Consider the following 23,224-nt stretch of genomic DNA (forward strand, 5'->3'; position numbering starts at 1 on the left):
GCGGCATGATCGACGTTCTAGGCAGCGGCGCGATGTTCGTCCCTTGCTGCTTCCCAGACTTCTCTCGCTGCATCCATGTTCATCGCAGCGATGCCAAGGCCGACGATCAGGTCCGGCCACGCCGAACGCCAGACAAAGGCGGTGAAGAGGCCCGCGCCGATGATGGCGATATTGGCGAGCGCATCATTGCGTGCGGAAAGGAAGGCAGCCTTGGTGAGGCTGCCGCTCTCGTGACGGAAAGCCGCAAGCAGGAAGGCGCAGGACAGGTTGATGGCAAGCGCTCCCGCGCCCGTGACGGTCAACAGCAAGGGCTGCGGCGGGGCTGGATCGATGAAGCTCCGATAGGCGGTCCATAACGTCGCGATGCCGGGCGCCAACAATATCAGTGCAAGCACCATCCCCACCCGAGCCCGGCTCCGGTAGGACCATCCGAGCGCGAGCAGGATCAGCAGATTGACCGAAGCATCTTCGAGGAAATCGACGCTGTCCGCAAACAGTGACACGGAACCGATTTTGAGCGCTACCGCGAATTCGATCCCGAAGTATCCGACGTTCAGCAACGCCACGAGGGCGACGATCCTGCGAAGCGGAGTGTCGAGATATCGATTCAGCATGGATGGCCTTATAGGATTTTATTTGTAACCACTGTTACATTAGGATTCCACGTATGGCTACAGAAACATGGTTCCTGCTCACCTATAAAGTTCCTGCCGAACCCAATCGCCGGCGCGTCGCGCTGTGGCGCAAGCTCAAGAGCATGGGAGCGGTCTACCTGCAGAGCGGTGTCTGCCTGCTTCCGAAAACCGACGATCATCGCCGGGCGCTGAAGGTCATCGAAAACGAAATCGCCGAGATGGAGGGCGAGGCCGTCCTTCTCGAAACGGTGGCGCTCGACAAGGCCCAGGGCGACAAGGTCTTGGCCCGGTTCCGGGCCGACCGAGACGAAGAATACAGGGAACTGCTGGGACGCTGCGACGATTTCGAGGCCGAGATTGCCAAGGAGACGACCTCAAACCACTTCAGCTATGCCGAGATCGAGGAGAACGACGAGGACCTGAAGAAGCTCAGGTCCTGGTACGAGAAAATCCGCCGGCTCGACTTTTATGGCGCGACGCTGGCGGCCGAGGCCGAGGCACGGCTGGCGAAATGCGAAGTGCTGCTCGACGCTTACGCCAATCAGGTTTTCGCGCTGCAGGAGGAGAACCGTGGTTCCTCAGGGGAGGCGTAGCCCGGCAAGAACAAGCCTTCGTGCCGCTGATCACCGCAAAAAGTCGCGGATTCCCTGGCCAGCCTTCGGATCGTGTTCGTAGCGGCACACCACATGCATATGCGCGTGGAAGATATGCTGGCCGCCGGTTGTTCCGACATTCCATCCTATCGTGAACCCCTCGGGCTGGAACCGGTCAAGCTGGCGCTTCGCTTCCGCCAGCATATCGCCGAGGTCGGACCACTCCTGCGAACTGAACTCGAAGGGCGTCTCGACATGACGGAAGGGAATGATCATCGCCGACGGGTTCGGCACGGTCGGCTTCAGCATCAGATATTGGGACTGATTGCTTGCCGCCGGCTCTGCTCCAGCCAAGCCGTTCGCAAGGCACCACCGACAATTTTCTATGTTTTCCTCTGCCATACCGACTGTCCACTCTCGCGATATTTGTGCATACATATCGCCCATGACCGACGCCGCCAACACATCACTTCCCCGTCATCCTGCAACTGCTTTTGGCGGAGGTGCGGTTATCGGCGCCCTCGGTGGCCTCATAGGTCTTGGAGGCGCCGAGTTTCGTCTTCCGATCCTGATCGGGTTCTTCAATTTTGCAGCCCTGGAGGCGGTCATCCTCAACAAGGCCATGAGTCTCGTTGTCGTGGCGACCGCGCTTCCCTTTCGGGCGGGGACCGTTCCCTTCGACGTCATCGCCGATAACTGGCCGATCGTTCTCAACCTCCTCGCCGGAAGCCTGATCGGCGCCTGGTTCGGCGCCGGCTGGGCGACAAGACTTCGATCGGAAACGCTCTACAAGGTTATCGCCATCATGCTCGTGGCAATCGCGATCGTTCTGATGGTCGGGCATGATGCGACAGCGGGCCAACCGCTGCTGACGGGCGTGGCCCAGACGATTGCCGGCGTTGTCGCGGGTTTCGTCATCGGCATTGTTGCCGCGCTGCTGGGTGTTGCAGGAGGCGAACTCCTGATCCCGACGCTCGTCCTCCTGTTCGGCGCCGACATCAAGCTCGCCGGTAGCCTCTCGCTCGCTGTAAGCCTGCCCACGATGCTGGTCGGGTTCACCCGATACAGCCGCGACCAGAGTTTTTCCGTGATCGGTCGCAACAAGGCTTTCCTGCTTATAATGGCTGCGGGATCGATCGTCGGTACGTTCATCGGCGGCCTGTTGCTCGGTATCGTCCCCAACGCGATATTGCTCCCCGCTCTGGCCATCATCCTGCTGATCTCGGCAGTAAAAGTCTGGCGACACTAGCCGGCTTGCAAATCAAGCGGCCCGTCCCAGGCGACTGGCAACGATCAGGTCTCGGCACGGCCGAAGGTGTGATGCGATCGGTCCAGCAGGTGGGCCAGCCGGCTGATGGCGCCGAACGAAAGCACGGCAATCGCGCCGACGATAGCCGCAACCGTGAGCGACCACGGCACGCCGATGTTTTCCATCATGAACGCCAGCACGAATGGTGCAGTCGAAGAGACCACCAACCGGATCGCCAGCACCTGCCCTTGGCGTCGGCCGTAACCCTCACTGCCGAAGAGCGCCAGCGGCAGGGTTCCCTGCACGATGCTGCTCAGGCCGGAGCCGAGGCCAAAGACCACCGCGAAGACCAATGCGCCGGGTACGGACGGAGCGGTGAGGATGAGAATGGCCAGCGCCGCCGGCAGCAACACGGCGGAGATGAGCGCCAACGTTAACTGCGACAGGCCGCCCCCGAACACCATGTTGGTGAAGCGGCTGAGCACTTGCGAGGGGCCAAACAGCGTGCCGACCATCACCGCCATGGCTCCGAGCCCAAGTCCCGACAGCACGGGAACCATGTGGACGAGCAGCGCGGCGTTGACGAAGCTCTCCAGAGCGAAGCCCGTGACCATCAGCACGAAGGCCGGCGTCCGGATCGACGGCGGCAGGCTGGGCTCGACATGCTTTGCCGGTTCTCCCGATTCATTCTTCCGGCTCTTGGTGACGCTGAACGACAGCCACGCATGGATCGGCAGGCAGACGGCGATATTGAGGGCTGCGAAGACCAGATAGACCGCCTGCCACGACATATGCGCGTGCAGCGCCGCCGTGATCGGCCATAAAATGGTCGAGGCAAAGCCGGCGATCAGCGTCAGATAGGTGATGCTGCGCTGCGCCACCTTGGGTCTGATCTGCACGAGCAATGCGAAGGCGGCTCCGTATTGCACCAGATTGGACGCGGTCTCGATAGCGATCAGCGCCGCGACGAAGGCGATCTTGCCGGAAGAGAAGGCGCAGGCGATCAGCGCCGCGGCGGCAATCGCCGATCCACCCGTCATCACGCGGCCAGCGCCGAAGCGATCGATCCATTTGCCCATCGTCGGGGCGGCGAGACCGCCGATCAGGAGAGCGGCCGACAATGCGCCAAAAATCCACTCCGACGACCAGTTGAGATCCCGCGCCATGGCGGGCGCGAGAATGCTGAAACTATAATAGAGCGTGCCGTAGCCGATGACCTGGGTAAGGCCGAGGGCAAGGATCGCGGCGACGGGCGGCCGTTCGGTGCTGGTCGTGGTCATATGGATTTGAGGCTCACGCGCTGTTCGAGTTTCTCGGCTTCTTCCTTCCGCTCGCTGTAGCGATCGGTGAGGTAGCCGGACGCGTCGCGCGTCAGCCAGGTGAATTTCACCAGCTCCTCGCAGACATCGACGACACGATCGTAGAAGGATGACGGTTTCATGCGACCGTCGGCATCAAATTCCTGGAAGGCCTTGGCGACAGATGACTGGTTCGGAATGGTGACCATCCGCATCCAGCGGCCGAGGATGCGCATCTGGCCAAGGGCATTGAAGGATTGCGATCCACCCGACACCTGCATCAGCGCCAGCGTCTTGCCCTGCGTCGGCCGGACCGAGCCGACCGACAGCGGGATCCAGTCGATCTGCGCCTTCATGATGCCCGTCATCGCACCGTGGCGCTCCGGGCTCACCCAGACCTGGCCTTCCGACCATGCCGACAACGCGCGCAACTCCTGGACCCTTGGATGTGTCACTGGCGCGTCGTCGGGAAGCGGCAGGCCTTCCGGATTGAAGATCCGCACCTCGCAGCCGAAGTGCTCAAGCAGCCGTGCGGCCTCGTGCGCAAGGAAACGGCTGTACGAGACCGCGCGCAACGAGCCATAAAGGATCAGGATGCGTGGCTTGTGTGCCGAGAATGGCGGCCGAAGCGCCGCCAAGTCGACCTGGCGCAGATGTTCCGGCGAAGCGGCTGGCAGGTCAGACAATGCGCTTGCCCTCGGCGTCGAGTACCTTCTCGCCGTCTTCTTTCGTGAAGGCGCCCTTGTGCGTTTCCGGCAGAATCTCCAGAACGATCTCCGACGGCCGCGACAGGCGTGTGCCGAGCGGCGTGATGACAAAGGGCCGGTTGATCAGGATCGGGTCCTTCAGCATTGCGTCAAGAAGCTGGTCGTCTGTCAGATCGGGATTGTCGAGGCCGAGTTCCGCATAGGGCGTGCCCTTTTCGCGAATGGCGCCGCGGACGGTCAGGCCCGCGTCGGCGATCATCTTCACCAGCTGCTCGCGGCTTGGTGGGTTTTTCAGGTATTCGATCACGGTCGGCTCGATGCCGGCGTTGCGGATCATCGCCAACGTGTTGCGCGACGTGCCGCAGTCGGGGTTGTGGTAGATGGTGACGTTCATAGCTTTGCCTCTGACGATACGGTTGATGACGCACCGGGCTGCAGCAGCCAGGTGAACAGGAAGAGGGCTGCGACCGCGCCGGCAATCTCCGCGATCCAGAAGCCTGGAAGGTCGACCGGACGGATGCCGGAGAACGTATTGGTCAGCGACCGCGCCAGAGCGACGGCTGGATTGGCGAAGGATGTCGATGCCGTGAACCAATAGGCGGCCATGATGTAGAGCCCGACCAGCCACGGAACCGCCTTCTGCTCGAAGCGGATACCGGCAAGGATGGTGGCAACCAGCCCGAATGTCGCGACGCCTTCGGAGAACCATTGGGCGCCACCACTGCGAACCTTGCTCGACAGCTCGATCAGCGGCAGGTCGAACATCAGGTGGGCGACCAGCGTCCCGAGGATGCCGCCGGCGATCTGCGCAATCACATATCCGCCGAAGTCGCGCTTCGGCAAGGATCGAGACATCGCAAAGACCAGCGACACGGCCGGATTGAAGTGGGCGCCGGAGATCGGCCCGAGCACGGTGATCAGCACCACCAGGATGGCGCCCGTCGCCAGCGTATTCCCGAGGAGCGCCAACCCGACGTCCTGGGTCAGCGACGTGGCCATGATTCCCGAACCCACGACAGTCGCGACCAGCATGGCGGTGCCAAGTCCCTCAGCGACAAGCCGGCGCGGAAAATCGAAGCCCATCAGCTTGCCTTGGGCTGCTTGATGCTGGCGCCTTCCATCGCACCGATCTGACGCAGATGCGTTTCCAGTGCGAGCTTGTCGATCGATGTCAGGGGCAGGCTCAGGAAGGCCATGATGCGGTTCTTCAGGAAGCGGGCGGCCTGCACGAAGGCGCGTCTCTTCTCGATCTCGCTGCCCTCGACGGCGGCGGGATCCTCGATACCCCAATGAGCGGTCATCGGATGGCCGAGCCAGACCGGACAAGCCTCGCCGGCGGCGCTGTCGCAGACGGTGAAGATGAAGTCCATTTCCGGTGCGCCCGGTTCGGCGAACTCGTCCCAGCTCTTCGAGCGAAAGCCCGTCGACGGATACCCAAGGGATTCGAGCTCCTTCAGCGCCAACGGGTTGACCTTGCCCTTCGGGTGGCTGCCGGCCGAATAAGCCTTGAAGCGGCCCTTGCCCTCGGTGTTGAGGATCGACTCCGCCAGGATCGAACGGGCGGAATTGCCCGTGCAGAGAAAGAGCACGTTGTAAACGCGGTCAGTGGTCATTGCAGTTTCTCCTCCATTTTAGGGGTGCAGCAGGCCGCGACCTCGGCGGCCGGTGCACAGATTTCCGGGTGTCCGGAGCAGCAGTCTTCCATGAGGAAGCGAACGAGGCCGCCGAGCGCCTCGTAGTTGGCGGTGTAGATGATCGATCGGGATTCACGCTGCTGCGCGATTAGCCCCGACCGTTCCAGTTCCTTCAGATGGAAGGACACATTCGACGGCGACACCTCGGCCTTTTCCGCGATCGCGCCCGCCGCCATGCCGTCGGGGCCGGCGACGACAAGCATGCGGATCACCTGCAGCCGGGTTTCCTGGGAAAGCGCGCCGAATGCGATGAGGGCTTGACGTTGATCCATATTTCAACAATCCTTGAATCATTGAAACGAGGAATAACGCAAATGAACGCGATCGACAACAGCAAAATGCAGAAGGATGATATCGCCCTCGGCGAGCTGATGAGCATCCTCTCGGGCGCCAAGGATTCGCCGCTGGTCTTTTATTACGACGGCCGGCCGGTGAAACCCGGCTACCATGTCACCGAGGTCAAGGCCGGACAGTTCTCGGCGCTCGACTGCGGCGCCAATCCGGAAGCATGGGCGGAGATATTCATTCAGCTCTGGGATATCGAAGAGGGCGACCGCACTCATATGCCGGCGGGCAAGTTCCATGCGATCATCCGGAAGGTGACGGAGCATGTGAAGCTTGATGACAGCGCCAAGCTGACATTCGAGGTCAGTGATGGCGTCCAGCCGATGCAACTGTATTGTGCGTCGATGCCGACGCTCCGCGCCGGCGCGGTCCATGTCGAGCTCTCGCCGCGACCGGCGAGCTGCAAGCCACGCGACCGGTGGCTGGCCGAGCAGCAGGCATCATCGTGCTGTGGACCCACGAGCGGAAACAGCGCCTGCTGCGGCTAGGGGCCGAGGAAATCGTCAGGCCGCCGGTTCTGCTGGAGCGGACCGACGGCGGGGATTTTCCATCATGCGTAAGTAGGCTGTCAGCAACGTGGAAAGCTCAGTCGTCGGTTGCCGGCGTTTTTCAGGACGGAGCCGTAGCCTCTTGCGCTCAAGAGCGTTCGCAAGCAAGCCGATCAGGGAAGCATATCCATCCGCCGAGAGGATGGCCCGTCGCCAAAGCGCGACCACAGCATCGTCATCCTCTATCAGCCAGTCATTCGGCCGCATCGCGAGCCGCTCGAAACATCGAATGCGCGCCAATGTGGACAGGCTGACCAGAGACTTCATCGGATATTGGCCACAGAAGTCGGGAATGGCCAAAAGGCTTCGGAGAAGGGAATTGGTAAGCAGCGAGCCAGTGATTGCCTCCAGCCTGCAGATATCGTGAATGCACCGGTCCAGCGATCGGATTTTCGGACTGATAAAACTCGTCGATGCCCGCCGCAGATCGAACCCGCAGGCGGCACAAAAATGCTGCGGGACAAGCTCAAGCTGACCGAAGACCGCGATGCGACTGCGGCAGGACGGGCATCGATCACGCAGTCCGCATCGGTGGTGCGGACACGAAATCCTGGTCGCCAGACGCCATTGCCGGCGAAAATAGGGCTGGGCATCTTCGGCCAGGCATTGCGGGCAGAATTGCAGCCAGGTCGAACTCAGGCGGCGTCCATCATCGCGTAGGGGGAGGAGCAGGCGCTTCAGCGGCGATCCCTTCAGGGACATCGCGAAAAGTCGTGGCAGGGGAATGCCGGTGTGGGCCGTGAGGATATTGATAGCGTCGGTCTGGAAATTCATGTCGAGGGACGCAGACCACATCCCGGCGCTGAAGCCGAGCACACGGCCGAATGACCGAGGGGCTACGCCGTTTGCAAATGCCAGCCGATGCGCCCAGCTCGATAGCAACTCGTCAGGCTGCGGCCGCACGATAACCGGCCATCGGTCGGACATCACCTCTTGGTATCGCTCGCGGATGGCAATCGCGGGAGCGCGCTCCGAGGTTATCACAGCAGGCTCTCGCGCAGAACAGCGCTGCGCCGCTGCGAGATCGGTACATAGTGGAGTTCGTTGAGCCCTGCCTTGGTGATGCGTTCCGCATCCGAGCGTATCGCGGCGATCAACGCCTTCGTGACGATGGCGACGGTCTCGCCGATCAATCCTTCTGACAGATTGAATATGCGTCGCGCCAACGGCTCATCTGACAGATTCGAAACCTGGGCGAGCGGCAAGGCCGCCTCCAGGCTGTCCAGAAGCATGAGATACTCTTCGTTATACTGCCAGCGTGGAACGGCAAGAAAGTCGAAACGGCTCGCCATTTCGCTGGTGGCGTTGATGAAGTCGTAGACGGCCACCTCGCCGATCAGCACCGGCGAAATATCGTACTGCCGCCCGATCCGTCGCAGAAAGGCGAAGACAGCCTCGACATCGCGCGAGCGGCCGCGCAGTGCATTGTGGAATTCGTCGAAGATCAGCATCCTCGGTTTGACAGTTGCCAGCAAATGGTCGAGCTGCTCGGCCTTGCGTCTGACGTCGTGAAGATCCCCGCCGGGAGCTCGCAACGCTTGGAGAATGCTGCCGTAAAAGTGTCCGAGACCGGCGCCCTCGCGGGTCTGGATCATCCAGACTCTCTGCTCGGGCGAGCGCCTCAAGTGTTCGACGGCGAACCGCTCGGCGATCATCGTTTTGCCGTTGGCATATGGGCCGACCAGCATCAGACCCTGCGTGCGCAACGACGGGGGCCGTGAGAGCAGATCTGCCAGCCGTCGATGGGCGTGTTGCGCCACTTGATGTCCGATCCATCGCGAAGCACGGACGTAGGCGATGCGTTCGTCCGGATCACGATCGAGATAGGAGCGCACATGCTCAAGGAGATGACCTGACACGCCTGTTCACCAATCTTCGACCGGCAATGTGCGTTTCTGACGAACATGATGTTCGGTCGTCGCCGGCTCCTGTGACCGCATGGCTGAATAGGGTTTTGCCGCCGCCGCGGCATGTGCGGCGCGAACGGAATCGCGCAATTGGCTCTTCGACGGTTTTGCGGCGGCGGCTATGGTGGCGATTTCCCGGCGGAACGCTACCTGTTCGACGCTCGACCGTCGATTTACCATGCGCCGACGGGCGCGCTCCGCCTCGAACTCCCACAGCGTCAGCGAGTTCAGTCGACCGTCGCGCCGCTCGACAGGCCGATATTGCCGGGTTTCCGGATCTCGAACGTAGACATGGCTGATGTCGCGAGGATCGTATCGGATTTCCAGTTTTCCAAGCCGGTCGCGCTGCGGAACGAGAACGCCAAGCCAGGGTGCATAATAGTGCAAGGCGAACATGCTGATGCCCTGCGGCGACAATTGTCTCTCGGTTCCCGGCAGAAACGACAACAACACATGTTGCGGGTCGTCATCGAAGCGCGGCAAGTTCTTGCTGTTCTGCCGCCATTCCATGATCGGCACCTTCAGCGTCTTGGAATTTTCCTGAAGATTGTGATCGATTACGGCCAGAGCGACGCAACGCTCAAGATCCCCAAAACTCAGTCGGGCATGCTGCCCGGCAGGATATCCGTCACGATCGGCCACCGATCGGCCGGACGACCCCGGATAGGTGGTGAGAACCGCGTTGAGCTTGCCCAGGAGGCGTTCGACCACGCCTCCCTGATGTACCCGACCGCGATCACGGTATCGGATGCGGATGCCACAATCGTCGCAGCCGCGTTGGAACGCGTGCCCTTTGAATTCTTTCGCCGAGTCCGTGACGAGCAACCGTGGCCGACCGAACATCGGCCATGGGTGATCAAGGTTCCGTGCGGCAAGCCAGGCGTCCTTCGGGCACATGGCATGGGCGAGGCAAAGTGCGACAGACAGCACCGACGGCTTTTCCAGTGTCAGGCAAAAGCCGAGGATCGATCGCGTCGCAACGTCCGTGACGATCGTCAGATAGGGTCGACCGACAAACACACCGCTTGTGTCGACGACTTCCACGAAATTTATATCGGCCGGCGTATGGTCGATTTGACAGGCATCCAGCGGGTGCGCCGCGTGGATGTAACCCGGTCGCGGTTTGAGGCGCAGCAAGTGCTTTGGATTGGCCGATCGCTTCCTGGCGATTTCTTCAGGTCCGAACAATGCCGGAATTCGCCGAGCGACGGAAACGTAGGACGGCAGGACCAGGCCGGCTTCTTCGCAGCGAGCACGGATTTCGGCAACGACCGGGGCAAGTGGGGGCGCTTCCAGTACCAGCCATTGCTCGCGCAACGTCGTGCTGATGATCGCCTCCACTTCGGCCGGAAGCCGCGAGCGCCGGATTTCGGGGGTGCGCGGCAGCAACGCCGTTACCATTCGCACGGTGCGATAGCGTGCGAGCAGATTGTAGACTTGGCGGGTGGTCAGGCGCAGCTCGGCGGCGGCCCGAGCAACGGCATGCTGCCTTGGACCACCGTCATCGAGAATCTTGTCCAATTCACGGGCGGCACGTCGCGCCGCCGACCATTGCTCGTCCGTGACGGTCGGGGCTGCCTTGGGTGCTCGAACGCGCAATCGCTTTGGCAAACGGCAGCTCTCGCTGAAATCGTTAGCGGAAAATTGCGTCGTATTTACCAGCTAAACCTAACGGAGGCGTGACATTTTCCAAATTGACATCGCAAGGTAAAACCCACACCGAAAGCGCCCTGGCGCGGCTCGACGAGCGCATCGCCCGCTCAGCCGTGGGCGCGGGCTGGATCGAACGCGCGCACTTCGCAGACGCCTGCGCCTCGCTGTGGATCGACGGCGAACTGGTGCATCTCGAGGACCTGGTGCTGCACGATGCCGGCGCCGATATCCGCGCGCCCACGCACGAGCTGACCATCGCCCGCGACGTGCTGCGTACACGTCGGCGGATCGCATCGCAGCCGCCCGGCTGGGCGCTCAGCCCCGATGGTCTGCGCAGCCTGCGCGGGCACGACTTCGTCGCCGGCGTGTCTGCGAAGGAACAGGACGCCGACAGCACCGCGGCAATCGACACCGCCGAGCCGGGTGCCGTCACGGCCGGAGAAGAGGAGGGGGAGGATATCACTGACGTTGCCAGCCCGCTCGACGCCGAGTTCGCTGCCATCGATGCAGTGCTGGCCCGATCGGAAGCGGCCATCAAACAGGCAAAGACGCCGAACCGCGTCGGTTCCCGCGAAAAGGATCCGTTCGTCTACGATCTCGACTGGGACGAGGACGAACGGCTCGGGGAATGGCGGGCGGCCCTGCGCGAGTTCGACGGTTTTCCGCCGGTGTTGCAGGCGATTGTCGCCCTCGACGCCTGGAATGAATTATCCGTGCTGCAGCATGCGCCCTGGCTCGGCCGGCTGCTTGCGGCTTCCATTCTGCGCGAGGCGGGCCTCACCACGACGGCGCACCTGGCCGCGTTCAATCTCGGTCTTAAAACCATACCTGTCGATCGCCGCCGGCATCGCGATCGCGAAATCCGGCTGATGGCCGTTCTCTCAGGTCTGACTGCCGCCGCTGAGCTCGGCCTCAAGGAACACGACCGTCTAACCCTTGCCCAGCAGGCGATGGAGCGCCGGCTGATCGGCCGGCGCCAAACGTCAAAGCTGCCGGAGCTGATTGAACTGGTGATGTCGCGGCCGCTTGTTTCCACCGGCATGGTGGCCAAGGCGATCGACGTGACGCCGCAGGCCGCGCTGCGGATCGTCGGTGAGCTCGGGCTCAGGGAGATGACGGGGAGGGGGAGGTTTCGCGCATGGGGGATAGTATAAATTCCCGGCGATCGTGCCTGCGCCTTGGGTGATTTTGTGACTGGAGCTTAGGTAGGCGATATTCTTGAACATAGGCGACTGCGAATGTCTTTCAGCTCACCGCAGATGTTCACACGAGAATATCCGCTCCCGTAATTTCACCCGAAAATCGGCGACGACAGAACGAGTTCGCTGCATCTTACTACCTTGACGGGCGAGTTCGTGCAGCGTGAAATAATTTCAAATAGATTTTTCCGATTCGGCAGATATGGGGATTGAAGGAGGTATGAACGCTGTCGAACCAAAGCCTGGGCCGCTTAAATGCCCTGATCCGCTTACCCACAGTAAGCTCAAAGGGCCTGCGTACGCTCGCTTTCCCGATGTGGAGCGCCAGATCGCTGAGGTGATCCAACACCCCCCCGATACCTGGGAAAACCTGATATTCGCGAATGTTTCGCGCTGGAAGTCGCAGACTCTGGTGTATCTCCTACGCCGTGTAACTTCGGACACAAGGTTTTTTGGACGGTTGGTGGACGTTATAATGTGCCGTGCCTCAAACAATCTCGGCTATCTCAGTCAACAATTCGACCGGGCGACGGTCGAGATAATTGACGCAGAGGTCGCGGAAGCTCTGACCGAACTTATATTCCTGGAAGTGCCAACAAAGGCGTCCGAGTACCTGGAGATTGCATTTGACGACAAGGTAAAGCAACTCGCCGCTCGATCGTCGAAGCGGTACAAGCACCATCCAGCGCGATATAGTGTCTTAACCGAGTCCAATACGAAAAATGGTGTCGCCCCTCTCGATACAGTAGCCACGGCGAATGACCCCTACAGCCTGCTGGCTGATCGCATCGATCAAGGTCTCGTGAGGCGCTTGTTGAAGGCGATAACCGATCCACGCCATCGTCAAGCTTTCATACTGCGCAAGATGCGCGAATGGCCCATGTGGAACGCCGATCCGGGCGTTCCTTCGGTTTTGCATTATTTTGGCCTCGTCGAATCTCAACGCCGAACGGTCCAGTATTGGATCGAACGCGCGGAGGAGGAGATGCGTGAGGCCTACGGAGAAGAACAATGACAACTAATCAAAACGTCACATTTGACGATGTGCTCACGTTTCTTCTTGAAGAGGAGGTGACTCCGACCCACGCAAACTTAATGCATTGGATCGCTCGGTATCCCTCGTTCGCCAATGAACTGACTGACTATTTCGCCGAATGGGCAGTTCAATCTGAAATGGGCGACGCCGAAACCGAGCAATCCCGCGTGGAACGTTTCGCGAACATTGGTGTCAGTCGTGCCCTTAATCTTCTACATGCCCGCCAAGTGAAGTCCGCCTCAATGACTGTAAAGCAGCCCAGAACGTTGGCGCAGTTGTCGGGAGCAGTAAACATGACGTTTGCAGCGCTCGCGGACGTGGTGGGTATAGACGAGGAGATCATCACGAAACTTGATCTTTGCCGCATTCCTGCGAAGGAAATTCCGAGAAACCTAGCCGAGAGTTTGGCGCATTTTCTCAATGCGACCATTCACGAGATTTGGACCTCGCTTTCGTTCGCTCCTCGCCCGACATCTGCCCGTGCGCTGCAAAAGAGCCGTAAACCGGCGGTGATCAAAACCGAAACCTTCAAAGAAGCAATCGAGGCGTCATCGATGTCGCCGGCGCAAAAGGACGCCTGGCTTCGATCAATAAATCAAGGGACTGGACCTCCATGAGCAGTTGGAACGAGATTCGGTCGCAGGCGCGAAGCTGGCACGCTGAACTTGCTGGTGAAGCTTCGGAGCTGGTCGCAGCCGCCGCGTTGCTCAAAAAGGCGGCGGAAACAACTGGCGTCTCCGTCAAACTGGTAGCATCTACCAACATACTTCTGGACGGAGCGCGCGCGACCTACGCTCCCGCCGCGTCTCCGGAGCCGCCGAAAATCTATTGCGCGAACGACCTTTCACCCGCGGATGAAAATTTCTGCCTGGCTCACGAATTTGGGCACCATAGGCTTCATGATGAGGTCGGAGGGTGCAATCACGACGATATCGACGAATGGACGCCCACTGAACCAGAAAGCTCGGCCGTCGGTGAAACTGATGCGTATAGTCCGAAGCAACGACGCGAGGCTCAAGCCAACCTCTTCGCCCGTGAATTCCTGTTACCCAGAGACAAACTTAAAGCTCATTATTTATCTAGAAACGCGACGGCGGAAGAAATCGCTCGAGAACTTGAGGTGCCGCCTGAATTGGTGCTTCAGCAGCTAGCGGACGCAATTTTGCTTCCCGACGATCCTCCAGTTCGCGATCCACGGCAAGAGCCCGAGCCGGATTCCAGTCAGATGAAAGCTATTCAGGCACCTCCCGGGCCGCATCAGGTGCGAGCTGGTCCGGGCACGGGTAAGACGCGGACACTTGTGAGCCGCGTTGCGCATCTGATTGAAGGCGGTGAAGCGCCAGGCAGGATCCTAGCTCTAACCTATTCCAATGACTCGGCGATTGATTTGGCATCGCGTATCAGAGCTAGTATCGGCCCGAAGAGCGCCGGGGTATGGACAGGTACTTTCCACGCTTTTGGCCTGGAAACCCTCAGACTATTCTGGTCCGAGATCGGCCCGAACGATGCGCCCGAGCTGGCGACGCGAACTGACCAGCTGTTCTTACTCGAAGAGCTCATGCCAGAGCTGGATCTCGATCATTATTTTGATCTGTATGAGCCTCTGCGCGGTCTGAAGTCCATCCTTGCAGCGATCAGTCGCGCGAAGGACGAGATGTGCTCTCCAGAGATGTATGCCACCTACGCCCAGTCCATGCACGAGACCGATCCTGAAGCGTCTGCAAAGGCGCTTGAAGTCGCGCGTGTTTATCGGATCTATCAGGATGCCTTGGTCGAGCGTGGAATTGTCGATTTCGGAGATCTCATTCTCCGTCCAATCGAACTTTTCGACCAACGGCCGGATATCGCTGATCAGGTGAGAAGCACCTATCCGAATGTTCTTGTCGATGAATATCAGGACATGAACAAGGCCAGTGGTGCCTTCCTTCAGATACTGGCAGATCCATCACGCGGACCATGGGTCGTCGGTGATGTGAAGCAATCCATCTACCGTTTCCGTGGTGCCTCCCCGATCAATATGTCCAGGTTCCAGGAACTCTTCAGAGCGCCAACTCCGACTGATCTGGAGGTCAATTATCGTTCCGGCGGTCGAATTGTCTCTCTCTTTGAGGCTTTCGGCCGAACGCTGACAATTCAGAATGGTCCGGTGGCTCAGGAGCTCAGGCCAAATCGCGGTGAAAGCACCGGCGCCGTCGATTTTCATGTGGCGGCTACCAGGGAAGCCGAATACCAAGGAATTGCAGTCACCATTCAGGATTATATCGCGGCCGAAGGGTCCTATAAAGATCATGCGGTACTGGCGAGATCCCATGGCACGTTGGTCCGCCTTGTTGCTCACCTCGAACGGGCTGGCATTCCGAGCCTCTATTTTGGTGACTTCTTCGAGCGCCCTGAAATTCGGGACTTGCTCTCACTTTTGTCTGTGGCGGCCGACCATGATGGACTGGGCCTGCTGCGAGTAGGGCAATGGGCACGATACAGTATTCCGGTCACCGATATCGTTACGGTGCTGCACCGGGCTAGCGAGGGCGATCACAGTCTGCTGGCGATGCTGCACGCCGGGATTGACCCAACAGGCTTGTCCCCCGACGGCATAGCTGGTCTGGGCTTGCTCGCCCGTGATTTGGCTGGAGTAGGTTTCAGGACCTCGCCTCACCTGCTGCTGTCCAACTACCTATTCAACAAGCATGGGGTTTTGGAACCGGGCATCATAGAGGATACAGTTTCAGCGCAGCAGCGTCGGCTCGCCATCTACCAGCTACTGCAGATAACTTTCGAGCACCACCCACCAAAGGGTGACCCAAAACGCTCTTTCCTGGAACACGTGCGGCGTCTCGAAATCCTGGACGAGGAAAAGGAATTCCGCCGACTACCTTCTGCGGCTGCTGGCATCGACGCCGTTCGCCTGATGACAGTGCATGCCAGCAAAGGCCTTGAGTTTCCGGTCGTGCATGTACCTGCTTTGAGCCCGTCATTCTTTCCTTCGGGAAAAAGATATGATCCTTGCCCACCACCGAACGGCTTAATTGAAAATGACCCCCTTCTTACACCCGAGATGGAGGAGAAAAGTCTGTTCTTCGTCGCGTTGTCGCGGGCACGAGACGTCTTAAGTCTTTCGCGTTCCAACCGATATGGCGGCTGGCCACGGCCCAATCCTTCTATTTTGCTCGAACCGATTAGTCACAAACTACCAAACCCGCCAGCTCCGAATTGGGTATTGGAGGGAGTAATGGCTCCCCCGTTTGCGGCTCTGCACTGCGATACTGATGAAATTCAGGAAATGTCGGTCGAGGCTGTCGAGCGTTACGCCGACTGTCCAAGGAAATTTTACTATCAGGATGTTCTCAAACTACGGTCCAGGACAGAACGAGGTCCCTATCTGAAGTTCATGTCGGTCGTTCGCTCGACTGTGAAATGGCTGCAAGAGACGCCCCAAGTCGGATGGAGCGGCCTCCAGCAACAATTTGCGGAAACTTGGTTAAAGCAGGGACCCGCTGATCATCCCCATGGTATCCTCTATGAGAGGACCGCGAACCTGATGCTTGGGCTGGCCCAGAAAGAGTTGGTCGGGACAAAATTGCAGCCGACCCGCCAAATGTTGATCTCCGGCAAAAGTGTCGTCACCAACGCCGACAATATAAAGATCAATGGATCGCAGATTATGGTCCAGCGCCTCAAGGCTAGCCGACTTTCGAAATCTGAAAAGATGCGGACCCGCGATGCCTTAATCTTTTCCATCGTCGCCCGTGAAAACCCTGGTCTCTCTGTGAATTTCGAACATGTCTCGCTTCTGACGGGGGATCGGGCTGGCGGAGGGAAAGCAAACCACGCCATAGCTGAGACAATTGAAAAAAACTTTGAAGGAATCGCGCAAGGTCGGTTTGACCCCATTACCTCGGACCGTAGTTGCCCGACATGCGCATACTACTTTGTCTGTGCCTCGGACGGCGTGAAGTTGCCGACCTGAAGAAAATTTCGGGCTGCTTTTCCGATAGCCCGAAAATGCCGGTTGTAGTTGGTATGCGGCCCAGAGCCGCAGCTAACGCAAAGGCAAAACACTATGAACACCATAACGCTTTTCGTGCAGGTCGAAGGCTCTGAAGCTATCGAACTGATTGAGTTGCCTCATGCCGCCACGCCAACCGATCTCATCCGGATTGTCAGTGAGCGTAAACTGTCTGAAGACATCCGTGGTGATGCCCTTATCTTCCTTGAAGAGAGTGAACATGCCCTGGAAATCGATGTGCTTTTGAAGGATCAGGGTATCAAGCACCATGATCGGGTCATCATTCATCGCTGCCGTCATATCGAAGTGACCGTCGGCTTCAACGCTCGCACCGAACATCGCAAGTTCAATCCGGCCGTGACCGTCGGCCGCGTCAAGCGTTGGTTCGTTGACGAAATCGGCATGAAGCCGGTCGATGCCAGTGAACATGTGCTTCAGATAGCTGGCACCAGCCACCGTCCTGACCAGGATGTACCGATCGGCACGCTGGCACCGAAAGGCACTTGCTCGCTGGAATTCACCCTGGTTCCTCGCAAGCGCGTGGAGGGCTAAGCAATGAGCGTTGCCTTCATTGCTCCGGATCAGCGTTCTCTGATGGCGGATTTAGCTGGGGGCTCGTTTCTGCTTGGGCACCACAAGGGCCGCTGGCATCTCCGAGAGGTGTCTTGGCCCAACGTGATAATCGAGGTCGCGGCAGCGCCGCGTCCTCGATCCCCAGACAGTTACTGCTTCCGTTTCGAATGCTCAGGCTATCCGCAAACTGCACCAACGAGTTGCCCCTGGGACGCATCAAAAAACGGGCCCCTTTCCTTCGGTGATTGGCCGACAGGCAAAGCTCGGGTTCCTGCGGTTTTTCGCACCGACTGGATGGCTGGTACTTGTCTGTACATACCTTGTGATCGCGCGAGCTTCGTCGGCCATCCAAACTGGCTCCAGGAACATGCGGATTTAATTTGGCGTCCCGAGGATGGGATCCCCCAATTTCTCCAAGCCCTGCACGAACTACTCAATTCTGATGACTATACAGGAGTGCGCAATGTCCAACTGTAAAATCATCGTGCCTCGCTCCAGCTGGCTAAAAGGTATGAATGAGCTTCGTCGCCGTGGTGCAGAGCATCATGAGGCCGGCGCCTTTCTGCTGGGTAAGCGCGAACAAGGTCGGAGCATCGTTTCCCGTTGGGTTTTCTATGATGACCTTGACCGGGAAGCGTATTCCACTGGCGTCTGTGTGCTCTACGCGGACTCCTTTGATCGCCTGTGGTCTGAATGCAGGAAGGCGAGGGTGGAAGTCCTTGCCGATCTTCATACGCATCCGGGCCATCCCGGACAAAGCGACTCTGACAGGACCAGCCCCATGGTCTCCGCATCGGGTCATATTGCGATCATCGTGCCCAATTTCGCTAGAGGCCCGCATTGGCGGCACCAACTCGGTGTGTATCGCTATGAGGGCGATCATGAGTGGACAAACCTCAGTGGCTGGGGTGCGCGTGGCCTTCTCAAGACAGGAACATTCAGATGAGCAATATCAACACGATCACGTCGGATGATTTGCATCGCGGCGTTAAAATGGCGCTGGACACGGGCGAAGCGGAAACAGTGGCTGACGGATACGCTCTATTCGAGCGCTATCGCGTGAATATTCTGGTAGGTCCCGAGATAGCAACGTCCCGAGCGCATCAAGTTGCTCTTTTGACCATGGTGAACGCTGGTCAACGCACCTTACTTGGCGGCGTTTACGTCGTCGCCCTTCCGGAGGCACCGCTTCTGGTTGACCTCCCGGGCCTGGGCTCATCGCTCAGTGAGGCGGTCTTGGGCCTTGGCGGTCAATTGTCGAAGAATTCTATAGACGACAGTCCGACCATCGTCTTGGGTAGCGTGAATTTGTCATCCGCATCGCCTGGCCTACACATCGTCGCCACTTTCGACGGATGGCGCGGCGGCGTCGGGCCCTCCGGTGCTTGCGAGCGGATTCAAGAACACGCAGGTTCTGTTCTCGGTGCTACCTTGGCTGGGGCACTGGCCATCAGCGAGATTTTCCAAAATCTCCGCGGCTATGTAGTCGCCTGCCGCCGCGTTGTCGGCTTCTCTTTGTGGAATCCGTCATCCTCGGATTGGCAGACGAATGGTGGTGAACCGGAGATCCGAGCCATGCCAAGCCGTCTATGGCTCATAGGGCTTGGTCATTTGGGCCAAGCGTATCTCTGGGTTTTTGGGCTACTCGATTACCATAATCCATCGGATGTCGAGATCACGCTTCAGGACTTCGATAGGCTGACCAAGTCTAACATCAGCACATCGGTCCTTACGTCGAGCGACCGCGTTGGTGAGTTGAAAACGAGGGCGATGGCGGAGTGGGCGGAAAGCCGGGGTTTTAAAAGCCGCATCGTCGAACGTAAATTTGATGGCAACCTCCGGCTGACCGATAATGACCCGCAGGTGGCCTTGTGTGGTGTTGACAATCTAACAGCCCGAGCTGCGATCGATGAAGGTGGTTTTAAGCTTGTTGTAGAAGCCGGGCTCGGCGCGGGTCCAGACGAATATGTCGCGGCTCGAATTCACACCTTCCCCGCCAGTGTCACGAGTAGAAACAAATGGGGCGGTGTTGAGCACGATCGCGCTGCCGGACACGGGCGAGCATATGACGCCTTGCTGGAGGCAGGTGCTCTTGACGAATGCGGCTTAGTACAGCTTGCGACCAGAACCGTCGGCGCACCATTCGTCGGTCTTGTGACTGCTTGCTTGGTCGTGGCTGAATTGGCGCGACGCGTCCATGGTGGCCCCGAACTGGAGGTCGTTGATTTGTCGTTGAAAACGCCGCGAGAACTTATGTCCGTGCCATCTGAGAAAGAAAGTCGACCCTGGAGCTATGGCTTTGCTAACCTGCGTTGTAGAAGGTAGTTTACGATGAGAGGAATTAACTCAGAAGTAGCAGAGACTATGCTATGCTCTCGCGCAATGTCTTTTGGTGATTCTTCAGATACACAAGAATGGCTGAACGGCGAGACGGCTCGATTGAACGCCTGCCTCGCCCAGGCCATGTCGATCGCGGATAAGTTCGCGCTTCTTCGATCCATTGTGCGCCTTAAGGGTGGCAGGATGGATCGTGTAGAAGCCCGATTGGACTTTTCAGACAGAGAGCTTGAGGCCGCCGCCCGATTCGGTCTCGCCATAAACTCATCCACCGTTCGCTTACTGGATGAGCGGGATGACCGAGCACCACAAGGGTTTTGGGCCGCCCACGACCTGGATGTCTCCTTGCGGCGCCATCGCGAGCATCTTCCGCCCGACGCAATGCTCCTCAGGCATACCCAGCACCTGGACTATCGCTCAGAAGGTCAGAAAGCCGCCGTCCGCTCGCTTTTCACCATGCCCTTTGGCGCATCGCTGATGGTTTGTTTGCCGACGGGTTCAGGCAAGAGCCTGCTCTTCCAGTTGATGGCCGCCAAATTGCGGGAGGAGAATGCCGGCGGTTGCGTCGTTGTCATCACGCCAACAGTATCGTTGGCGTTGGATCACGAGCGCACACTCTCTGTTATCCCCGGCTTGGAAGGGAGCCGCGCTCTCGTCGGAGGAATGGCGCCGATCGAGCGGGCAAATGTCGTCGATTCCTTCCGACAGGGTGAAATCCCGATCCTCCTTATGTCACCGGAAATCGCCTTTGGCGCCGCGCGCGAGCATCTGGTCGAAGCCGCCACAAATCCTACGCAAAAACTTAGGCCACTGAAAGCCCACCTTTCAGCCATTTTCATTGATGAAGCGCATATCATCGAAAATTGGGGGCGCACGTTCCGTCCTGATTTTCAGCGGCTTCCCGGTCTTGTGCAAGAACTCAGGGATAAAAACCGAGATCTGCGATGCGTTCTGCTGTCTGCGACGTTGCCACCGGCCGCTCGCGCCGTTCTGCGTGCCTCCTACCAAACAGATCGTGGATGGGCCGAAGTCGATGCTGCAACCCCTCGATCAGAATTCGATATTGTCATCCAGGCTTACGATACTGCCGACGCGCGCCTGGAGGCTCTCGATTTCGTGCTAGATCGGGCCCCGCGACCCCTGATCGTATATACCACGCTTGCCGGCGACGAAGACGAGGATCGTGGGTCCCGTGACTTACGCCTCAGTGCGAGCGGACTCTACAATCGACTGCGCGAGCGTGGCTATGAACGCATTGCTCTTTTTAGCGGTGAGGTGTCCTCGAATTCGGAACGAAATCGGATCGTACAGGACTGGGCGGCAAATAGACTAGACATCGTCGTCGCAACGTCGGCCTTCGGCATGGGTGTCGATAAAGCAAACGTCAGATCCGTCATCCACGCTTGCCTTCCCGATAGTCCGGCCCGCTGGTATCAGGAAATTGGCCGCTCGGCCCGAGACGGCAGACAGGGATTAGCGATCTGTCTTTTCACGGACGCGAAAACCGACAATGTCATCGATGACACGACGCACGCACGCTCCACCGCAGCAAGCTCCTGGATTACCCGCGATTTGGCCGTTCCTCGCTGGGAAGCGATGGTCCAGTCAAGCTACAACGGTCGTTGGATCGATGACAAGCGAGCGATGACCATCAACCTTGACGCTATCCGTCAGGGCATAACGATCTCGACCGACCATAATCGTCGCTGGAATATGAGCATTATCAACTTGCTTCAGCGCGCGCGAATGGTCGATGTCGTCTCGTGCACGCAAGAGCCGAATCGCTTTGCCTGGGATGTGGAGGTTCGCGAGCCCGGCCTCCTTGCCTACGATCCTGTAAAAATCTGGGACCGCGTTTTTGCACTTAGAGACCGCGAGCAGGCACGCGCTCGAGAGGACGTCCGACAGTTCATTAATGTGATGAGGCGGGCGGATAAAACATGCGTGCTGCGCGATGTCTTTGAACTCCTGCAAGACAGGCATACGGACGAAATTCTTCCCTGCGGCCGGTGCCCGGGCTGTCGAGCAAGAGGCGAGATCCCTGCACTTAATACTCCATACCGGGTTTTGGCAGACGCCTGGCCGGCAGACATGGCGTCTAAACGGTTAAAACTTCCTCCCGGCGTGACTCTTCTTGTTCCGGGAGATTCGTCACTAAGCAAACATCTAACGTCGCTCACTGATCGTCTAGCGGCCGCCGGGATAGAGCAGTTGCTGGCGCCGGACGACCTGGCCAATGCATGCGCGGAAGCTTTGATGCACTCCGCAGCTCGCCTCGGCCTCATCATCAATCATAGCAGCGTTATCCGAGATCCTCGCGGCATTACCAATTTGCCGACCGCCGTCCTCTTGCGACCGCACGAGGCAACTTCGAAACAGGTGCTGAGCACAGTCAAGGACTGGAAGAACGCAGGTATATTACCCGATCCGCTCCTTGTCGTCACAAGTCCAAGCACTGAACTTGACGGACGTCGGCTCGACCAGACGTTATCGCCGCGTGCGCCATATTTCGAAGACGCACTGGAGCACTTTTCAATCATGGAAACAATAAGATGAGCATGTTGTCGTCCCCGTCAGGAACGTCGGAACGGGTCTGGTCGCTTGTTGCGCTTCTTCGAGAATGTGATGGAAAGATAGGTCGCGCCGACGCTGCGGCATGGCTCAATCCGGAGTTCAAGAAGGACGAGCAGACGATCGGCGAAAAGCCTATGGCGTTTCAGCAGGTTCTTGGCGCGGCAACCAGTATGGGCGCCGTCCTAACCGTTGGCCATGAGTTGCAACTCAATCCGACATGTGGGGCCGAAACCTATCAAGCGTTTGCCGACTGGCTTTATGACCATTTGATCGGTCTCGCCGCGGAAGAAAAGGACGCTGTCCTTTTGGAACTCTTGGCCTGGGTTGCTTGCGAGTCCGCAAGACGCCAAAACCTCAGTTGGATCCTGGAGCTGAACAACAACGAATTCGCTGACAAGGCCCAAAAAGGACTTCCTCCGGGAGCGGATGACGATGGAGATCGGAGGATGAACTCGGTCAAAGTGCCGTTTTGGCGCAGATGGCTCGTTTTCCTGGGGCTTACGGAAGAGATAGCTGTTATTCCACAATATCAGGTCGACATGGCTCGACGACTGAGGCGCGAAATCGCACGGCTCGATGTTGAGCGCGAAACTTCCATTGCCGCAGAAGATTTTTTGAGAGCGCTGCGACAGAGAATGCCGTTTATCGATGGCGGCCGGATGTATTCGGACGCTGCCAAACGCATCAATTTCTCGCCAGATCCCTACCAGTTGTCGCCCATCCTATCCGAAGCACTACGGGACCTGCACGACGATGGCACTCTCGAGCTTCAGGTTCTCGGCGATATGTCTTCGAATTACCGACTTGCTCGCAATGCCACCCACATAGTCAGTTCATTTTATGCCGTATCGGTGAGGAGAGGCGCATAGT

23 protein-coding genes are annotated in these 23,224 nt (G+C 58.7%); 12 read left to right on the plus strand and 11 right to left on the minus strand.

The window, feature by feature from the left end:
• Positions 1-17: 17 nt before the first annotated feature.
• Positions 18-614: a cation transporter gene (locus tag A6U86_RS11870; protein WP_068391013.1), complete on the minus strand. Its 597-nt coding sequence runs from the start codon at positions 612-614 to the stop codon at positions 18-20.
• Positions 615-667: 53 nt separating this feature from the next.
• Between A6U86_RS11870 and A6U86_RS11875 the strand changes: the two genes are divergently transcribed.
• Positions 668-1,228: a Chromate resistance protein ChrB gene (locus A6U86_RS11875; protein ID WP_068391015.1), complete on the plus strand. Its 561-nt coding sequence runs from the start codon at positions 668-670 to the stop codon at positions 1,226-1,228.
• Positions 1,229-1,258: 30 nt separating this feature from the next.
• Here A6U86_RS11875 and A6U86_RS34700 read toward each other — a convergent pair whose 3' ends face one another.
• Positions 1,259-1,582, minus strand: coding sequence for an HIT family protein (locus A6U86_RS34700; protein WP_158008752.1), 324 nt, complete (start codon positions 1,580-1,582; stop codon positions 1,259-1,261).
• A 91-nt stretch (positions 1,583-1,673) separates the two neighbouring features.
• Here A6U86_RS34700 and A6U86_RS11885 point away from each other — a divergent pair, with 91 nt between their 5' ends.
• Positions 1,674-2,477, plus strand: coding sequence for a sulfite exporter TauE/SafE family protein (locus A6U86_RS11885; protein WP_068391018.1), 804 nt, complete (start codon positions 1,674-1,676; stop codon positions 2,475-2,477).
• Positions 2,478-2,521: 44 nt separating this feature from the next.
• Here the strand turns inward: A6U86_RS11885 and arsK are convergent, their stop codons facing one another.
• The 6 genes from arsK to A6U86_RS11915 are packed head-to-tail and all read right to left on the minus strand — an operon-like array spanning position 2,522 to position 6,448.
• Complete coding sequence (arsK, locus tag A6U86_RS11890) at positions 2,522-3,757, minus strand: arsenite efflux MFS transporter ArsK (protein ID WP_068391020.1); 1,236 nt, start codon at positions 3,755-3,757, stop codon at positions 2,522-2,524.
• A complete protein-coding gene (gene arsH / locus A6U86_RS11895; protein ID WP_068391022.1) occupies positions 3,754-4,461 on the minus strand; it encodes an arsenical resistance protein ArsH in 708 nt (235 codons plus the stop codon). Before arsH ends, arsK begins: the two co-directional genes overlap by 4 nt.
• Positions 4,454-4,876: an arsenate reductase (glutaredoxin) gene (gene arsC / locus A6U86_RS11900; RefSeq protein ID WP_068391023.1), complete on the minus strand. Its 423-nt coding sequence runs from the start codon at positions 4,874-4,876 to the stop codon at positions 4,454-4,456. The genes arsH and arsC overlap by 8 nt, the downstream gene beginning before the upstream one ends.
• Positions 4,873-5,568 (minus strand): MIP/aquaporin family protein, encoded by a 696-nt coding sequence (locus tag A6U86_RS11905; protein ID WP_244509895.1) that lies wholly within the window; start codon positions 5,566-5,568, stop codon positions 4,873-4,875. Before A6U86_RS11905 ends, arsC begins: the two co-directional genes overlap by 4 nt.
• Positions 5,565-6,095: an arsenate reductase ArsC gene (locus A6U86_RS11910; RefSeq protein ID WP_068391029.1), complete on the minus strand. Its 531-nt coding sequence runs from the start codon at positions 6,093-6,095 to the stop codon at positions 5,565-5,567. The genes A6U86_RS11905 and A6U86_RS11910 overlap by 4 nt, the downstream gene beginning before the upstream one ends.
• On the minus strand, positions 6,092-6,448 hold the full coding sequence (locus A6U86_RS11915) for a helix-turn-helix transcriptional regulator (RefSeq protein WP_068391032.1): 357 nt from the start codon (positions 6,446-6,448) through the stop codon (positions 6,092-6,094). Before A6U86_RS11915 ends, A6U86_RS11910 begins: the two co-directional genes overlap by 4 nt.
• 42 nt (positions 6,449-6,490) lie before the next feature.
• On the opposite strand from A6U86_RS11915, the gene A6U86_RS11920 reads away from it, so the two are divergent.
• Positions 6,491-7,009: a DUF6428 family protein gene (locus tag A6U86_RS11920; RefSeq protein ID WP_068391034.1), complete on the plus strand. Its 519-nt coding sequence runs from the start codon at positions 6,491-6,493 to the stop codon at positions 7,007-7,009.
• Positions 7,010-7,024: 15 nt separating this feature from the next.
• Here A6U86_RS11920 and A6U86_RS11925 read toward each other — a convergent pair whose 3' ends face one another.
• From A6U86_RS11925 to A6U86_RS11935, 3 genes are read right to left on the minus strand one after another with little or no spacing between them, the layout of a single operon-like run.
• A complete protein-coding gene (locus A6U86_RS11925; RefSeq protein ID WP_068391036.1) occupies positions 7,025-7,996 on the minus strand; it encodes a TniQ family protein in 972 nt (323 codons plus the stop codon).
• Positions 7,997-8,049: 53 nt separating this feature from the next.
• Positions 8,050-8,928, minus strand: a complete 879-nt coding sequence (locus A6U86_RS11930; protein WP_068391039.1) for a TniB family NTP-binding protein — start codon at positions 8,926-8,928, stop codon at positions 8,050-8,052.
• 6 nt (positions 8,929-8,934) lie between these two features.
• Entirely contained in the window at positions 8,935-10,587 is a 1,653-nt protein-coding gene (locus A6U86_RS11935; protein WP_068391042.1) for a Mu transposase C-terminal domain-containing protein, read from the minus strand.
• A 68-nt stretch (positions 10,588-10,655) separates the two neighbouring features.
• Between A6U86_RS11935 and A6U86_RS11940 the strand changes: the two genes are divergently transcribed.
• From A6U86_RS11940 to A6U86_RS11985, 9 genes are all read left to right on the plus strand, one after another.
• A complete protein-coding gene (locus tag A6U86_RS11940; protein ID WP_068391045.1) occupies positions 10,656-11,783 on the plus strand; it encodes an RHE_PE00001 family protein in 1,128 nt (375 codons plus the stop codon).
• A gap of 265 nt (positions 11,784-12,048) precedes the next feature.
• The gene (locus tag A6U86_RS11945) at positions 12,049-12,843 is read left to right on the plus strand and encodes a hypothetical protein (protein ID WP_141683690.1); all 795 of its coding nucleotides are present in this window, start codon (positions 12,049-12,051) and stop codon (positions 12,841-12,843) included.
• Positions 12,840-13,481: a hypothetical protein gene (locus tag A6U86_RS11950; protein ID WP_068391052.1), complete on the plus strand. Its 642-nt coding sequence runs from the start codon at positions 12,840-12,842 to the stop codon at positions 13,479-13,481. The genes A6U86_RS11945 and A6U86_RS11950 overlap by 4 nt, the downstream gene beginning before the upstream one ends.
• Positions 13,478-16,831, plus strand: a complete 3,354-nt coding sequence (locus A6U86_RS11955; RefSeq protein ID WP_068391056.1) for a UvrD-helicase domain-containing protein — start codon at positions 13,478-13,480, stop codon at positions 16,829-16,831. The genes A6U86_RS11950 and A6U86_RS11955 overlap by 4 nt, the downstream gene beginning before the upstream one ends.
• Before the next feature lie 93 nt (positions 16,832-16,924).
• Positions 16,925-17,422 (plus strand): hypothetical protein, encoded by a 498-nt coding sequence (locus A6U86_RS35170; RefSeq protein ID WP_141683691.1) that lies wholly within the window; start codon positions 16,925-16,927, stop codon positions 17,420-17,422.
• A 532-nt stretch (positions 17,423-17,954) separates the two neighbouring features.
• A complete protein-coding gene (locus A6U86_RS36140) occupies positions 17,955-18,389 on the plus strand; it encodes a Mov34/MPN/PAD-1 family protein (protein ID WP_369333207.1) in 435 nt (144 codons plus the stop codon).
• Entirely contained in the window at positions 18,386-19,768 is a 1,383-nt protein-coding gene (locus A6U86_RS11975) for a hypothetical protein (RefSeq protein ID WP_068391067.1), read from the plus strand. Before A6U86_RS36140 ends, A6U86_RS11975 begins: the two co-directional genes overlap by 4 nt.
• A gap of 57 nt (positions 19,769-19,825) precedes the next feature.
• Positions 19,826-22,336: a DEAD/DEAH box helicase gene (locus tag A6U86_RS11980; RefSeq protein WP_068391070.1), complete on the plus strand. Its 2,511-nt coding sequence runs from the start codon at positions 19,826-19,828 to the stop codon at positions 22,334-22,336.
• The gene (locus A6U86_RS11985) at positions 22,333-23,223 is read left to right on the plus strand and encodes a hypothetical protein (protein ID WP_068391073.1); all 891 of its coding nucleotides are present in this window, start codon (positions 22,333-22,335) and stop codon (positions 23,221-23,223) included. The genes A6U86_RS11980 and A6U86_RS11985 overlap by 4 nt, the downstream gene beginning before the upstream one ends.
• Position 23,224: the final 1 nt, after the last annotated feature.

The sequence above is a fragment of the Rhizobium sp. AC27/96 genome (assembly GCF_001692325.1).
In the GTDB taxonomy this organism is placed as follows: Bacteria; Pseudomonadota; Alphaproteobacteria; order Rhizobiales; family Rhizobiaceae; genus Rhizobium.